Here is a 15,140-nt window from a genome sequence, read left to right on the forward strand (position 1 = left end):
ATGCTCCGGCGCGCGTGGCTGGCGATCCTGCCGGGCCTGGTGTTCGGCACGAACTGCCTCGCCGCCGGTACCTCCCTCGACGACTATCGCTCCAGCGAGTCGGTCCACGGGCTGCATGAGATCGATCAGGCCGCTCGCACTTTTGTGGCTGCCGAGAATGCCCGGAACCAGGTCGGCTGGACCGTCGCCGAGCCGAATCTGAAGACCCTTGTCGCACGGTGTTCGGTGCCGCTTGCTGCCCGCTGGGGTGAGATTCGCCTGTTCGCGCCGGATGGCCGCGAGCTAACACGCAAGGTGGTCGAAGTCGTCTGCCTCAAGCCGGTCAGCGGTGAGAGTTGGAAGGTTTCGCTGCGCACTCGCCAGTATTGAGTGAACGTGGAGCGCGGATTGTACTGCTTGCTTCAATGCGCCTTTGGGAGAGTGGCGAAGGCCAGCTCTCCCCCTTGGTGCCGCGCGGATTCTCGATGCTGGACTGGGGTTTCGCAGCAGGCGGGCCTTCAATCGCAGACTGCGGTTGACGTTTACAGCAGGTTTATTGGGTCTTTTTCAGTCGGATGGCTTGGAGCTTGTCGAAGTCGGGCTCGCTGCTGCCGTCGGCGATGACGCTGCCGTCGGGGTAGGTGAAGCGGATGTAATTGCCTTTCTGCTTGATCTTCGGTCCCGCTGAATAAACGGCGTAGTCACTGTGCAGGTTTGGAGTGAAATACACGTTCTTCGCCGTAATGGCGCGGTAAGTTAAGAAAATATCCTCACCATTAAACAGAACGGCTCGCTTTTCGTATTTACCAAGAACGTCCTCGTCGACCCAGGGGTAGTAATCTGGCTTGATCTCTAGATCGCCGCTTACCTCTTTCGGAGAGTACATTGAGCGTCTCTGAGGTAAGTTTTCATCAAAAATTACGATTACTCCCCCCCCACGCCCTGATTGGACTTCCTGCCCAAAACGGCTGGTATTTTGGTAACTAACGCCAAAAGTCACATTGCTTAATGCCCACTGGCAGGCACCGCCACCGTCCCTGGCCAGCTTGGCTTCATAGATGTCACTTTGCCCTGCCTGTTTGGGCTCCACGTCGATGGGATAGAAGCCCTCTATCTCGTAGGGCCTTCCGTCGGCGAATTCCTTGCTAGGGCACTTGGCCGAGCGATACATCACCCGCATGGTGTCGGCTGCCAGGTCCTGCGGCACCTTGATGGTGATGGTTACCTGCTCGCCACCGGGAGGCGGAGCGAAGGTCGGTTGCTGGGCGCAGCCACTGAGGCTGGCCAGCAAGAGCAAGGTGCCGCTGGCGTGGTGGATCAGGGGCTTCATCATGGTTCGTCCTTGTGGATGTCCACGCTGTGGGGGAACTCGATAGTCATTTCGTCCGGGTAGCGTGTGGGGATGGCCTGGGTATGCCCCTCTCGGTCGGTGGCACCTTCGTAGACTCGGCGTTCGCGGGTGGTCACGCGGTAGTAGACGAAGGAGTGCGCGCTGCCATCGTACTGCTTGACGCGGTAAGTCACGTGCTGCACCGGGAACTGGCCGGGGTGGATCAGAATGTTGTTCATGCCGTCACTCCTGAGGGGGACGCTTCTTGTAGATATGCTCGATGGGCTCGCCGGATTCCCGCTCCAGGGCGGCGAAACGCTGAATCGCATCGGCTCCACCTTCGAATTGCTCGGTCATGTCCATGGCCATGGGTAACAGTTCCTGCAGGGCGAGGAACAATTCGTTGCGCTTGCGTTCTTCCTCAGGGCTGTTCCGGGATTTTTCGTCCATCTGCTTCTTGAATTCCGCGCGCTCTTCCTTGCGTCGCATCTTCAGGTTCGGCGCGCACAGTTCCAGCAACTGGTTGTGCAGGAAGGGCAGGTACTGCAGGGCCATGCGATGGTCTTCTCCGCTGACGCGGTGGCTGCCGGTGACGGGGTTGCTGTAGGGCGGGAAGAACTTCTTCAAGCTGTCCCGCGACAGGGACTTGATGAACGCCTTCTGCTGTTCGTTGGCGTATCGGCTCTTCTCGTCGCTGAGGCTGGGTACCAGGTAGAGCTTGGTGATCTTCGGCAGCGGCATGGTGAGCACGCGCTGCTGGGGCGTGCGCGGGCCATGGTTGCCGTTCTGGCGGAGGAGCTGGGTCTCTTTGCGCTCCACGGTCTGCTTGACCGTGCCGAACAGCACCGGGTTGCCGTGGTGCCAGAAGGGGTCGCCGAATTGGACGATCTTGCTCGCCAGCAGCTCGCCGGTGGACCACAGGTAGCCCAGGTCCGGCCCCAAGGGGCCGAGCGCGTCGTACAGCCAGTTATCCAGATGCGCTTCTGGCGGCACGCAGGGGATGATGTCGGCATCGTTGACATGGCGGTAATGCGGGAAACGCAGGTATTGCATGGCCAGGGCGGTGAAGGTGCGCGGCATGCCGTAGGTGTAGAGAAGGGGATCGCGGTCCTTCAGTTCGGCGGAGTGGATTAGTGCCAATGCGCCGCCCAAGCTGTGGCCGCAGATAAATAGTTCTTTAACGCGTGACTGTGCCTGAACTTCTTCGAGGTCTTTGGCGAAGAGCCTTTTTGCTACTTCAAAACCTTGCAGAAACCCAAAGTGAACCTTGCCTTTGGATGTCAGGTGGGTGCAGGGCGCCTTGGTTTCGCAACTACTTCCATCGGCGGGTATGGGTTGGTATTGGGCATCAGTCAGCCAATCCCAGAATTCCTGAGTACCGCGCCAGGCCACCAGCAACTGGGTCTGGTTGCTGGCATAGAACAGTTGCGTATTCTTAATGATGTGGAACGGAATGCTTGGCTCGCCCTTGGGCACTTTCGCGGTGCGCGCATCCAGCATCACAGCGGTGGTGTAGCGTTCGCTGAAGGGCACATCCACCACCAGGGCCGGCATCCACTCGCCGCCTGGCGTAGGGGGAGGGAAGGAGGGCGTACGGGAGAGATCCTGGCACTGACGCGAAAAAAACTCTTCCACTGTGCCGGTCAGCCCACTCAATGTTCGCGGCTGTTTTCGTCGGCTCTCTTCGTACTCCACTTCTGTGTAGGTCAGGTTGGCCATCAATCCCAGGTTGTAGGCATTGGCCATGCTGTATTCGGGCTGGTGGTGCAGCACCAATTGCCATGCGCGGAACGGACAGATTTCAAGCAGATGGCGACGGTCCAGCGCTTCGGTGTTGACGGTAAAACCGCTGAATTCGGGATCGGGGAAGTGGAAGGTGGGTGGCGCCGCATCTTTCCACTTGGGTTGGATACTTGGCAGGCGGTCGCACAGCTGCCCGATGCGCAAGTAGTGGTGGACGTGCCCTGCTTCCCGTGCCCGCTTTTCAACTGGGGATTTCGGTGGTTGGCCGTCGTAGGTGTAGGCATACACCAGTTCCCGCCGTTGCTCGCCGCGCTCTGCCCGCAAGCGGCGGGTCTGCATTACCTCGGCCAATGGCTTGGCCGTCAGCCATACCGTTACGGCAATGGGTTTGAGGCCCTCCAGGCGAATGACCCCGTCGGCATCACTTTGCCCGCTGAACTCGGGAATTTCCCCGCAGCGCACAGCATCGTTGATGGCGCGATAAGGCTGGTGCGGCAGAGGATCGCCCTGTTCATCAAACAGCTGGAGCTCTAGCCAGTGAAGAATTTGTTTGCCACGGACGTTCACAATTTTTTCCGGGCAGAGCGTATCGGTGCGATGCATGTATTCAGACATGAGATATCGTCCTTGTTATCAGGGGAACTGAATGACTCGGTTTGAATTTTATTTGCTCTCGTTCTCGCTTAGTCGTCTGAAGTTCGGGCCTGATCTTGTATTTATTATTTCCCCGTTTGGGTATTTGTATTGCGGGATGTCATCTTTGTTACGGGTTCTGGGAGATGTTGAATATAAGGTTTTATCGGAATGCAGAGTTGGTTCGAATAAGACTGATTTTGCATTTTTAGTTTTGTAGGTAAACACATCTTGCTGGCCAAATATTATTGCTCTTTTTATATGTCCACCAATAAAGCTTTCGGATATCCAAGGGTAGAAATCTTTTTTAATATTTAAGTCTCCATCGACTTCGGTGATTCGATCCATGGATCTTCTCTGTGCCAGGTTTTCGTCAAATATCACGATAACTCCCCCTCCCCAGCCATATTTAAGATCCGCCCCAAACTGCGCCGTGTTCTCGTAATGCACCCCAAAAGTCACATTGCTCAACTTCCACTGGCAGGCACCGCCACCGTCCCTGGCCAATTTGGCTTCATACAGATCGCTTTGCCCCACTTGCCTGGGCTCCACGTCGATGGGGTAGAAGCCGTCGATCTCGTAGGGGCGCCCGTCGGCAGTTTCCTTGCTGGGGCATTTGGCGGAGCGATACATCACCCGCATGGTGTCGGCTGCCAGGTCCTGCGGCACCTTGATGGTGATGGTTACCTGCTCGCCACCGGGAACGGGAGCAAAGGATGGTTGTTGGGCGCAGCCGCTGAGGCTGACAAGCATCAGTACGGCACTACTGGTGGCGTTGATCGAGGCTTTCATGCTTACCGTTCCTCTTCGTTGACGCTATTGGGAAACACGATGTTCATCTCGTCCGGGTAGCGGGTGGGAATGGGCTGAGTGATGCCGTGGCGATCGGTGACGCCCTCGTAGACCTTGCGTTCGCGGGTGGTGACCCGATAGAGCACGAAGGAATGTGGGCTGCCATCGTATTGGCTGACGCGGTAGGTCACCTGCTGCAGCGGGAACTGGCCGGGGTGAATCAGAATGTTGCTCATGCCGTCACCTCTCGGTTGGGCGTTTGCTGTTGGTCTTCTCGACGGGCTCGCCGGATTCCCGCTCCAGAGCGGCGAAACGCTGGATGGCATCGCCACCGCCTTCGAGCTGCTGGGTCATGCCCATGGCCATGGGCAATAGGTCCTGCAGGGCGAGGAACAGTTCGTTGCGCTTGCGTTCTTCCTCAGGGCTGTTCTGGGATTTCTCGTCCATCTGCTTCTTGAATTCCGCGCGTTCTTCCTTGCGTCGCATCTTCAGGTTCGGCGCGCAAAGTTCCAGCAACTGGTTGTGCAGGAAGGGCAGGTAGCGCGAGCTCATGAAGTGGTCGAGCGGATTGATCCCATGGTTACCGGTCTTCGGGTTGCTGTAGGGCGGAAAGTGTTTTTTCAGACTGTCCCGCGATAGCGACTGGATGAAGGCTTTCTGTTGTTCGTTGGCGTACTGGCTCTTTTCATCGCTCAGGCTGGGCACCAGGTAGAGCTTGGCCGTGGCCGGCAGGGGCATGGTGAGCACGCGCTGTTGTGGCAGGCGAGAACCGTCACTGCCTCGCTGTCCCGAGGGCTGTGCCTCCTTGACCTGCCGGCTTTGCTGCGCCCTGAAGAACAGCACCGAGTTGCCGTGGTGCCAGAATGGGTCGCCGAATTCCGCGATCTTGCTAACGGGCAGCTGCGCAAGAGACCACAGGTAACCCAGGTCTGGGCCCAGCGGGCCGAGTGCGTCATACAGCCAGTTATCCAGCGCCGCTTCAGGTGGCACGCAGGGGATCGGGTCGGCGTCGTTGATATGGCGGAAGTGCGGGAAGCGCAGGTTCTGCATCGCCATGGCGGTGAAGGTGCGCGGCATGCCGTAGGTGTAGAGCAGGGGACTAAAGTCCTTTAGATCGGCTGCATGTATCAGACCCAGTGCGCCGCCCAGACTGTGACCGCTGATGAACAGTTTTTTGTTCATTGTTTCAAGTTGTTCAAGTACTGCATCGAAGTGCTTGGGAAATAGCTTTTTCGCTACCTCAAATCCCTGCAGGAACCCGAAATGTACCTTGCCCTTATTGGTCAACTGCGTGCACGGTGCCTTGGTTTCGCAGTGCGTGCCATTGGCCTCTACAGGTTGGTACAGGAGGTCGGTCAACCAGTCATGGAACTCCAGAGTCCCACGCCAGGCCACCAGAAGCTGGGACTTGTTACTGGCATAGAACAGTTGGGTGTTCTTGATGATGTGGAACGGAATGTTCGGTTCGCCCTTGGGTACCGAAGCCGTGCGAGCATCCAGCATCACCGCCGTGGTGTAGCGCTCGCTGAAGGGCACATCTACCACCAGGGCCGGCATCCATTCGCCGCTGGGCGTCGGCGGAGGAAAGGAGGGGGTGCGAGATAGGTCCAGGCATTGACGGAAGAAGAACTCTTCGACTGAGCCGGTCAGTTCGATGGATGCCCGCGGCTGCTTTTTCTTGCTCTCCTTGTAAGTCACCTCGGTGTAGGTGAGGTCCGCCATCAGGCCCAGGTTATAGGCATTGGCCATGCTGTACTCGGGCTGGTGGTGCAGCGCCAGGTTCCAGGCTCGGAATGGGCAGATTTCCAACAGGTGGCGACGGTCCAGCGCCTCGGCGTTAACGGTAAATCCGCTGAACTCGGGGTCGGGGAAGTGGAAGGCTGGTGCTAGCTTCTCAGTCCACTCCGGATCGATCTTAGGCAGGCGGTCGCACAGGTGGCCAATGCGCAAGTAGTGGTAGACGTGCCCTGCTCCCCTCGCCCGCTTTTCAACCGGAGACTTTGGTGGGTGGCCGTCGTAGGTATAGGCATACACCAGTTCTCGCTGCTGCTCGCGGCGCTCCGCACGCAAGCGGCGGGTCTGCATCACCTCAGCCAGCGGCTCGGCTGTCAGCCATAATGTCACGGCAATGGGTTTGAGGCCCTCCAGGCGAATAATCCCCTGTGCATCGCTTTGCCCGCTGAATTCGGGGATTTCCCCGCAACGCACCGCGTCGTTGATGGCGCGGTAGGGCTGGTGGGGCAGTGGATCGCCCTGCTCATCAAGCAACTGGAACTCCAGCCAGTGAAGAATCTGCTTGCCGCGAACATTTACAACTTTTACGGGGCAGAGCGTATCGGTGCGGTGTAAGTATTCAGACATGATAAGTTCACCACTATGAGTTATTTGGAGGGTGAGCTTTTAGGTTTGGTTAGTTCTTGCATTTTTTGAAATCTAGGCCTTGAGTTGCCGTCGGACACAGTTCCGTCTGGATATATATTTTTAGCTTGTTCGTCGCTGTTCTTATCTTTGATGCCTAGTGTTTTTACAATTAAGTTTTTGTGTAGTTCTGGCTCGAATCCGATCCGCTTTGCTCTGTGGGAGAGATAAGTTCTAGTGTCTTTATTTCCAAGTATGTTGATTTTTATACGGTGGCCTCTGAGAAAGCTTTCCACGATCCACGGGTAGTAGTCCTGACTTATCAGCAGGTCCCCGTCTATAGTTTCTATGCCTTCGCCTGTTTGCTCTTGGGGAGGGTTGTTGTCGAAAATTACAATTACGCTTCCTCCCCGACCGTAACTCACACTTTCCCCAAACCTAATCGTATTCTCGTAATGCACCCCAAAGGTCACATTGCTCAACTTCCACTGGCAGGCACCGCCACCGTCCCTGGCCAGCTTGGCTTCATACAGATCGCTTTGCCCCACCTGCCTGGGCTCCACGTCGATGGGGTAGAAGCCGTCGATCTCGTAGGGGCGCCCGTCGGCGGTTTCCTTGCTGGGGCATTTGGCGGAGCGATACATCACCCGCATGGTGTCTGCCGCCAAGTCTTTGGGCACTTTCACTGTGACGGTGACTACCTCGCTATTGGATGGAGGCGAGAAAACAGCAGTTTGCGCACAGCCGTTTAGGCTCATTAGAAGCAGTGCCGCGCTTGCGCTAAAGAGTCGCGAATTTTTCATTTGATACTCTTGATGAGTGTTGAGGTCGATGGTTTGAATGTCACGGAGGTCCAGTTAATTGAATTGGCGGGGACATTGAGAGAGGTCCTCTTCACTCCAATCTACGAAGGGAATGGTCAGCGTGTCGGCGACAAAGGAAAATGGCGTGTCGAGAGCGCCCAGCAGGATGTTGAATCCAAACATGTTTTTAATTGTCTTCCAGTCCGTCATGATGGCAAAGTCCCACGACAACCCTTGATAAGGGCAAAGCGGGCCGTTGGAGACAGCTGCGCCCATAGAGCCACAACCCGAAATTGCAGTAAGCAATAGAGTTGCCGCCGATGCTTTGGTCGCTTTGGCGGCTAGGAGTTTTATTGAGATTTTATTCGATGGGGATTGGTGACTAATAGGGAGGGCGAAAATAGCGGGGGGATTCATCGTGCAGGCATCCTTGTCTGAGAGACTTCCGCTTTTACTCTCTTCTATGTTTTGGTGGCGATAGGACCTGTCCTAATTTGGCTGTCGAATCGGCGTAAGTGTTTTCCGTCATTCGCCACGGATCATCAGCGGTACTCACGCAGCCAAAAAAGAGGCCCGCACAAAGGCGGGCCTTGAAAGTCGCCGCGCGTCTCGACGCGGCGAGCGTGGTTGCTTTAAGCGGCGTCAGCCACCGCCTCGCGGGAGCGGCGGGCGCGTTTGCGCCAGGCGCGGTAGAGCGGCAGGCCGAGCATCAGCGCGACCAGCGCCCAGGTGCCGATGGCGATGGGGCTGGACCAGAGGATGCCCAGCTCGCCGTTGGAGATGGACAGCGCGCGGCGCAGGTTCTGCTCCATCAGCCCGCCGAGGATGAAGCCCAGCAGCAGTGGCGACAGCGGGAAGTCCAGCTTGCGCAGGACGTAGCCGAGGATGCCGATGGCGACCATGAGGAACAGGTCGAAGGTGGTGGCGTGCACGGCGTAGACGCCGATCGCGGTGATGATCGCGATGCCCGGCACCAGTGCCCAGTTCGGCACCGAGAGGATGCGGGTGAACACCCGCACCATCGGCACGTTGAGGATGATCAGCATGACGTTGGCGATGAACAGCGAGGCGATCAGGCCCCAGACGATGTTCGGCTGTTCCTGGAACAGCAGCGGGCCGGGGGTGATGTTGTACAGGCTGAGCGCGCCGATCATCACGGCGGTGGTGCCCGAGCCGGGGACGCCGAGGGTCAGCATCGGCACCAGGGCGCCGCAGGCGGAGGCGCCGATGGCGGTCTCCGGGGCCGCCAGGCCGCGGACGTCGCCCTTGCCGAACGTGCCGCTTTCGCCGGCCAGCTTCTTCTCGGTCATGTAGGCCACGGCGCTGGCCAGGGTCGCGCCGGCGCCGGGCAGCACGCCCATGATGAAGCCGAGCAGGCCGCAGCGTACGTTGACCACCGCCACCGAGGCGGCTTCCTTCATGTTGAACAGCATGCGCCCGCTGGCCTCGACCATCTTGTGGCCGTGGTGGGTCTTCTCCAGCAGCAGGAGGATTTCGCTCACCGAGAACAGGCCCAGCACCAGCACCACGAACTGGATGCCGTCGGAGACGTGGATGTTGTCGAAGGTGAAGCGATACACGCCGCTGTTGGCGTCGATCCCGACGCTGGAGAGGAACAGCCCGAGCAGCGCGGCCAGCAGTGTCTTCAGTGGTCGGTCGCCGGCCAGCCCGCCGAGGGCGACGATGGCGAAGACCATCAGCACGAAGTATTCCGCCGGGCCGAAGGCGATCGCCCATTTCGCCAGCAGCGGGGCGAACAGCACCATGCCGCAGGTGGCGATGAAGGCGCCGATGAACGAGCTCCAGGCCGACAGCGACAGGGCCACACCGGCCAGGCCGTTGCGGGCCATGGGGTAGCCGTCGAGGGTGGTCATCACGGTGGAGGCTTCGCCGGGGATATTCAGCAGGATCGACGAGATCCGTCCGCCGTATTCGCAGCCCAGGTACACGGCGGCCAGCAGGATCAGCGCCGACTCCGGCGGCAGGCCGAGGGCGAAGGCTACCGGGATCAGCAGTGCTACGCCGTTGATCGGGCCCAGACCGGGCAGCAGGCCGACGACGGTGCCGATCAGGGTGCCGATCAGTGCGGTGATCAGGTTGTACGGGGTCAGGGCGACGCCGAAGCCCTGTCCCAGGTAACTCAAAGTTTCCATGATGTGTTCCTCCGCCTGTTCAGAAGCTGCCTGCGCTTGCCCATGCGGCGTTGGAAATGGGCCAAGAATGCTCATTTACTGGACGTAAACTCCGCTTCTTGTCCCATTTCCGCCTTGCCTGGACTGGGCTCGGCGAGCTTCTGAAATGGCTGCTAGTCAAAGCAAAGGGTCGAGAATGCCCAGCGGCAGCGGGACATCCAGGGTGCGGTCGAACAGCACGTAGAGGCCGACGGCGAGCAGCGTTGCGGTGATCACGCTGGCCACCGGGCGGCCGCCGTAGATCAGCGCGATAAAGGTGCCGACCAGGGCGCTTGCGGGGATGAAGCCCAGCGGCTCGAACAGGCCGGCATAGACCGCCAGCAGGACGACGCAGAGCACGACCTTGCCCAGCAGCGCGCCTTCCAGTGCCGGCTCGTCGTCCTCGCGCTTGATCGGCGTCGGGCGGGCGATCAGCCAGGCCAGGCCCACGGCCATCAGGCCCAGGCAGAGCAGCGGGTAGGCGCGCGGGCCGACCGGCTCGTAGGAGAAGGGCGCCTGGAGCTGCCAGGCGATCAGGGCGAAGGCGACGCAGGCGAACAGCCAGGCGCCGGCGAACAGCCGCTGGAAGAGGCTGGTACGGGACATGAGGAGTCTCCTGGCGCCGCCTTCGCTGAAGGCGGCGCCGCGCGGGCGTTACTGGATGAGGCCGAACTCGCGGGCCAGCTGCTTGTACTGGGCGACCTGCTGCTTCACGTAGGCGTCCAGCTCCGGGCCGGTCATGGCGAAGGGGAACAGCTCGCGCTGGTCGCGCAGCTTGGCGAAGTCTTCGGAAGCCAGCAGCTTGTCGAAGGAGGCCTTCCAGAACTGGTAGTCCTCGTCGCTTACCTTCGGCCCGACATAGAAGCCGCGCACCACCGGCCAGACGATGTCGAAGCCCTGCTCCTTGGCAGTGGGAATGTCGGCCATGCCGTCATCCTTCAGGCGCTCTTCGGCGAACACCGCCAGGATGCGCATCTTGCCGGCGCGGATGTGTGGCATGGAGTCGGAGATGTCCGTGCTGCCTACCTGGATATGCCCACCGAGCAGCGCTGTGGCGATCTCACCGCCACCCTCCAGCGCGACGTAGCGCAGTTGCTTGGGATCGATGCCGGCGGCCTTGGCGATCAGTGCGGTCTGCATCCAGTCCTGGCTGCCGACGGTACCGCCGGAGCCGATCACCACCTTGCTCGGGTCCGCCTTCAGCGCGGCCACCAGGTCGCCGAGGTTCTTGTACGGCGAGTCGCTGGGCACGGCGATGGCGCCGTAGCTGGTGCCCACGGCGGCCAGCCACTTCACGGCGTTCTCGTCGAAACGGCCGAACTTGCCCTGGGCCAGGTTCAACAGGGAGCCACTGGAGAAGGCGGTGATGGTGTTGCCATCGGCCGGGCGCTGGGCGACCACCGCGTTGTAGGCCACGGCACCGACGCCGCCAGGCATGTAGGTCACGCGCATCGGCTTGGTGAGCAGCTTCTCGTCCACCAGGGCGCTCTGCGCCAGCTTGCAGGTGAGGTCGAAGCCGCCGCCGGGGGAGGCCGGGGCGATGCATTCCGGACGCTTGGGCTCGGCCATCAGTTGGCTGGCGGCGAGCAGGGTGGCGCCGGCGAGGGTCAGGTTGCGCAGGACGGTGGACATGATGCGATGCCTCTCTTGTTGTTGTCGGTTTACCAGATCGCCAGGGAGTAGCTGAGGTAGATACGTGTCTCGTCGGCGTCCCGCGCGAAGCTGGAGCGGTAGGTGGCATTGCGCACGCGCACCGCGACGTCCTTGAGCGGGCCGCTCTGGATCACGTACTTGATGTCGGTGTTGCGCTCCCATTCCTTGCCGTGACCGTCCATGCCGTTGATTTTGGCATTGTCACCGCTGATGTAGCGATTCATCAGGGTCAGGCCGGGGATGCCGAGGCCGGCGAAGTCGTAGTCGTGGCGGACTTGCCAGGAGCGCTCGTCGGTCTCGGCGAAGTCGCCGACCTGGACGAAGTTGACGAGGTACGGGTTGCTGCCGTCGATGTAGGGGAACGCGCTGTCGCCGCTCATCCGCTGCCAGCCGAGGCTGAACTTGTTGGCGCCGAGGGCGTAGCCGAGCATGCCGTTGAAGGCACGGTTGTCGATCTCGCCGCCGCGCGCTTCGCCCTGGTCGTCGCTGATGGCCAGGCGCACGTCCGCGCTGAGTTTGCCGGCGCCGAGCGGGTAGCTGGCGAGCAGGCCGACGAAGTGCTGGCGGTAGACCTCGTCCAGCTGCGCGTAGTGGTATCGGCCGGTGAGGTGGTCGGTGAACTTGTAGTCGCCGCCGGCCAGGTCGTAGTGCTTGCCCTCGGCGCTACCGCCGGAGAAGCGACGGTTCTTGTTGTTCAGCGCAAGGTCGGTGTAGTCGGTGGAGTCGCGGTCCTTGACCTTCTCCAGGCGACCGCCGGTGAAGTTCAGGCCGGGCAGGTCGGTGGAGTTGAGCAGGCCGCCCTCGAAGGTCTGCGGGAACAGGCGGCTGTCGTTGGGTTGCAGGGTCGGCAGGTCGGGGATCAGGCTGCCGATCTTCAGCTCCGTCTCGGAGGCCTTGAACTTGGCGGTCAGGCCCAGCTTGCTGTATTCGTCGGCGGCGCGACCGTCATCGTGGGTCGGCAGCAGGCCGGTGCCGGTGCGATCCGGAGAGGAGTCGAGCTTGAGGCCCAGCATGCCCATGGCGTCGAGGCCGACGCCGATAGTGCCGGGAGTGTAGCCGGACTGGAAATCGAGGATGAAACCCTGTGCCCACTCTTCGCGCTTGGACTGGCCGGTGCCGTCGCGGAAGTCGCGATTGAAGTAGATGTTCTGGGTGCTGAGCGTGGCGCTGCTGTCTTCGATGAACCCGGCGGCGTCGCACAGCGGGGCGACCCCGGCGAAAGCCAGCAGGGCAGGGGGCAGACAGCGGGAGTGGGGCTTGGCAAAAGCCGGTGCAGCCAAAGGCCTGGCGGTGGGCATCTGTGGTCTCCGTTCTTGTTGTTGTCGCGAAAGGGCACCACGCAGCCTTTCGCTCTGTTGACGGTCTACGCCGTCGTCGAGTCCGCTTCTCCCGCCGTTGCGCCCGGGCAGTCGGCGCTGAAAAATCGGGGGTTGGGAGGCGGCTCGTTGGCGATGCTAACGGGCTAAGCTTTCGCCAGGCTTTCAGTCCCCTTTCGCAGTGATTTCAGCGAATTTCCCCCATTCACAGGCGCTCGCGGATGGGTAAACTGCCGGCCCGAACCTGTCGTCGTAGGGGTGAATCCGCGTGCGAATCCTTCTGGTCGAAGACCATCCGCAACTCGGCGAAAGCGTCGCCCAGGCGCTCAAGGGCGCTGGCTGGACCGTGGACTTGCTGCAGGACGGCGTGGCCGCCGACCTGGCCCTGGCCAGCGAGGACTACGCGCTGGCGATCCTCGATGTCGGCCTGCCGCGACTGGACGGCTTCCAGGTGCTCGCTCGCCTGCGCGAGCGCGGCAAGACGCTTCCCGTGCTGATGCTCACCGCCCGTGGGGAAGTGCGCGACCGCGTGCACGGGTTGAACCTGGGCGCCGACGATTACCTGGCCAAGCCCTTCGAACTCACCGAACTGGAAGCGCGGGTGAAGGCCCTGCTGCGCCGCAGCGTGCTCGGCGGCGAACAGCAGCAGCGCTGCGGCGAGCTGGTCTACGACCTCGGCGCGCGTCGCTTTACCCTGGCCGAGCAGGCGATGAACCTGACCTCCCGCGAGCAGGCCGTGCTCGAGGCGTTGATCGCCCGTCCCGGGCGGGTGATGAGCAAGGAGCAACTGGCGGCGCAGGTGTTCGGCCTGGACCAGGACGCCAGCGCCGACGCCATCGAGATCTACGTGCATCGCCTGCGCAAGAAGCTCGAAGGCAGCTCGGTGCGCATCGTCACCTTCCGTGGCCTGGGCTACCTGCTCGAGGCCCGGGATGGCTGACCGGCGCTGGGGCTTTCTCGGTGTCGGCAGCCTGCGCGGGCGGCTGCTCTGGCGCCTGGGCGGCCTGCTGCTGGTGCTGCTGCTGATCGGTAGCGCGGCCACCTACTGGCGCGCCCGGCATGCCGCCGACATCGCCTATGACCGCACCCTGCTGGCCTCCGCGCGGGATATCGCCGACGGCCTATACGCCAGCGACGGTACGCTGCGCGCCAACGTGCCCTACGTGGCGCTGGACAGCTTCGAGTACGACAGCGCCGGGCGCATCTTCTACCAGGTGATCGATCCCCAGGGGAACATGATCTCCGGCTACGAGAACCTGCCCGCGCCGCTGCCGACCACGCCGCGCACCGACGATTACCCGGCGCTGGCCAAGTTCTATGACGCCACCTACGAAGGGCAGGGTGTGCGCGTGGTCAGCCTGCTGCAGCCAGTGAGCCAGCCGACGGTCAACGGCATGGCGGAAATCCGCGTCGCCGAGACCATGGGCGCCCGCGAGCGGCTGGCGCGCAACCTGCTTGCCGACACGCTGCTCAACCTCGCGCTGTCCGCCATCGCCGCGCTGATGATGGTCTGGTACGCGGTGAGCGCCGGCCTGCGCCCGCTGGACCGTTTGCGCGAAGCGGTGGAGGAGCGTCAGCCGGATGACCTGCGGCCGTTGCCGGAGGTCGCTGTACAGAAGGAGCTGCGCCCCCTGGTGGCGGCGCTCAACCACTTCACCCTGCGCCTGCGCGGGCTGTTCGACCGGCAATCGCAGTTCATCGCCGAGGCGTCCCATGAGCTGCGCACCCCGCTGGCGGCACTCAAGGCACGGCTTGAACTGGGGCTGCGCGAGCAGGACCCGCAGCAATGGCGCGCGACGTTGGCCGACGCAGTGCAGAACACCGACCGGGTGACCGGGCTGGCCAACCAGTTGCTGTCCCTGGCGCGCGTGGAAAGTGGTGCCCGTGCCATCGCCGAAGGCGCGGGGGAGCGCATCGAACTGGGTCAGCTCGCCCGCGAGTTGGGCCTGGCATTGGCGCCGCTGGCCTATTCGCGCGGTGTGGCGCTGGCGCTGGAGGCGGACGAGCCGGCCTGGGTGAAGGGGGACCCGACGTTGCTCAATGAGTTGCTCAGCAATCTGGTGGACAACGCCATTACCCATGCGCCGGCGGACGGCAACGTGATCATCCGCGTGCGTTCGCCTGCCGAACTGGAAGTCGAGGATGACGGCCCCGGCATCCCGCCGGAGGAGCGCGACAAGGTATTCCGCCGGTTCTATCGCCGTCGCCAGCAGGGCACCGGCCTCGGGCTGGCCATCGTAGGCGAGATCTGCAGCGCGCACCGCGCCCGTATCGAGCTGCATCAGAGCGAGCTGGGCGGCTTGCTGGTGCGGGTGACCTTCCCGGCGGAAAACGCTTGAGCCAGAGACGCGAAACCCGCCGG

Annotated in this window: 15 protein-coding genes; 3 read left to right on the top strand and 12 right to left on the bottom strand. The window is 61.6% G+C overall.

The genetic code is table 11. The annotated features are described in order from the left end of the window. On the top strand, positions 1-369 hold the full coding sequence (locus AC1ZV1_RS07145) for a hypothetical protein (RefSeq protein WP_484296086.1): 369 nt from the start codon (positions 1-3) through the stop codon (positions 367-369). Between the two features lie 163 nt (positions 370-532). Here AC1ZV1_RS07145 and AC1ZV1_RS07150 read toward each other — a convergent pair whose 3' ends face one another. The 12 genes from AC1ZV1_RS07150 to AC1ZV1_RS07205 all read right to left on the bottom strand — a co-directional run bounded on the left by AC1ZV1_RS07150 (position 533) and on the right by AC1ZV1_RS07205 (position 12,760). Next, positions 533-1,312 (bottom strand): hypothetical protein, encoded by a 780-nt coding sequence (locus AC1ZV1_RS07150; protein WP_484296087.1) that lies wholly within the window; start codon positions 1,310-1,312, stop codon positions 533-535. After that, positions 1,309-1,548, bottom strand: a complete 240-nt coding sequence (locus tag AC1ZV1_RS07155; RefSeq protein WP_484296088.1) for a hypothetical protein — start codon at positions 1,546-1,548, stop codon at positions 1,309-1,311. The genes AC1ZV1_RS07150 and AC1ZV1_RS07155 overlap by 4 nt, the downstream gene beginning before the upstream one ends. A 4-nt stretch (positions 1,549-1,552) precedes the next feature. Further along, on the bottom strand, positions 1,553-3,667 hold the full coding sequence (locus AC1ZV1_RS07160; RefSeq protein WP_484296089.1) for a lipase family protein: 2,115 nt from the start codon (positions 3,665-3,667) through the stop codon (positions 1,553-1,555). A gap of 48 nt (positions 3,668-3,715) precedes the next feature. Continuing rightward, positions 3,716-4,477, bottom strand: coding sequence for a hypothetical protein (locus AC1ZV1_RS07165; protein WP_484296090.1), 762 nt, complete (start codon positions 4,475-4,477; stop codon positions 3,716-3,718). A 2-nt stretch (positions 4,478-4,479) separates the two neighbouring features. Further along, positions 4,480-4,713 carry a hypothetical protein gene (locus AC1ZV1_RS07170; protein ID WP_484296091.1) on the bottom strand — a complete coding sequence of 78 codons (234 nt, stop codon included), beginning with the start codon at positions 4,711-4,713 and terminating at the stop codon, positions 4,480-4,482. Positions 4,714-4,717: 4 nt separating this feature from the next. After that, positions 4,718-6,838 carry a lipase family protein gene (locus AC1ZV1_RS07175; RefSeq protein ID WP_484296092.1) on the bottom strand — a complete coding sequence of 707 codons (2,121 nt, stop codon included), beginning with the start codon at positions 6,836-6,838 and terminating at the stop codon, positions 4,718-4,720. Positions 6,839-6,858: 20 nt separating this feature from the next. Continuing rightward, positions 6,859-7,638, bottom strand: coding sequence for a hypothetical protein (locus AC1ZV1_RS07180; RefSeq protein WP_484296093.1), 780 nt, complete (start codon positions 7,636-7,638; stop codon positions 6,859-6,861). 54 nt (positions 7,639-7,692) lie between these two features. Beyond that, the gene (locus tag AC1ZV1_RS07185; RefSeq protein WP_484296094.1) at positions 7,693-8,055 is read right to left on the bottom strand and encodes a YceK/YidQ family lipoprotein; all 363 of its coding nucleotides are present in this window, start codon (positions 8,053-8,055) and stop codon (positions 7,693-7,695) included. A 215-nt stretch (positions 8,056-8,270) separates the two neighbouring features. Next, positions 8,271-9,791 carry a tripartite tricarboxylate transporter permease gene (locus AC1ZV1_RS07190; RefSeq protein WP_484296095.1) on the bottom strand — a complete coding sequence of 507 codons (1,521 nt, stop codon included), beginning with the start codon at positions 9,789-9,791 and terminating at the stop codon, positions 8,271-8,273. Positions 9,792-9,947: 156 nt separating this feature from the next. Then, positions 9,948-10,415: a tripartite tricarboxylate transporter TctB family protein gene (locus AC1ZV1_RS07195; protein WP_484296096.1), complete on the bottom strand. Its 468-nt coding sequence runs from the start codon at positions 10,413-10,415 to the stop codon at positions 9,948-9,950. A 48-nt stretch (positions 10,416-10,463) separates the two neighbouring features. Further along, positions 10,464-11,441 carry a Bug family tripartite tricarboxylate transporter substrate binding protein gene (locus tag AC1ZV1_RS07200; protein ID WP_484296097.1) on the bottom strand — a complete coding sequence of 326 codons (978 nt, stop codon included), beginning with the start codon at positions 11,439-11,441 and terminating at the stop codon, positions 10,464-10,466. A 29-nt stretch (positions 11,442-11,470) separates the two neighbouring features. Next, positions 11,471-12,760 (bottom strand): OprD family porin, encoded by a 1,290-nt coding sequence (locus AC1ZV1_RS07205; RefSeq protein ID WP_484296098.1) that lies wholly within the window; start codon positions 12,758-12,760, stop codon positions 11,471-11,473. A 286-nt stretch (positions 12,761-13,046) separates the two neighbouring features. Between AC1ZV1_RS07205 and AC1ZV1_RS07210 the strand changes: the two genes are divergently transcribed. After that, positions 13,047-13,718 carry a response regulator gene (locus AC1ZV1_RS07210; protein WP_015476079.1) on the top strand — a complete coding sequence of 224 codons (672 nt, stop codon included), beginning with the start codon at positions 13,047-13,049 and terminating at the stop codon, positions 13,716-13,718. Continuing rightward, positions 13,711-15,117, top strand: coding sequence for a sensor histidine kinase (locus tag AC1ZV1_RS07215; protein ID WP_484296099.1), 1,407 nt, complete (start codon positions 13,711-13,713; stop codon positions 15,115-15,117). Before AC1ZV1_RS07210 ends, AC1ZV1_RS07215 begins: the two co-directional genes overlap by 8 nt. The last annotated feature ends 23 nt before the right edge of the window (positions 15,118-15,140 follow it).

Source organism: Pseudomonas sp. BB438 (assembly GCF_057180225.1).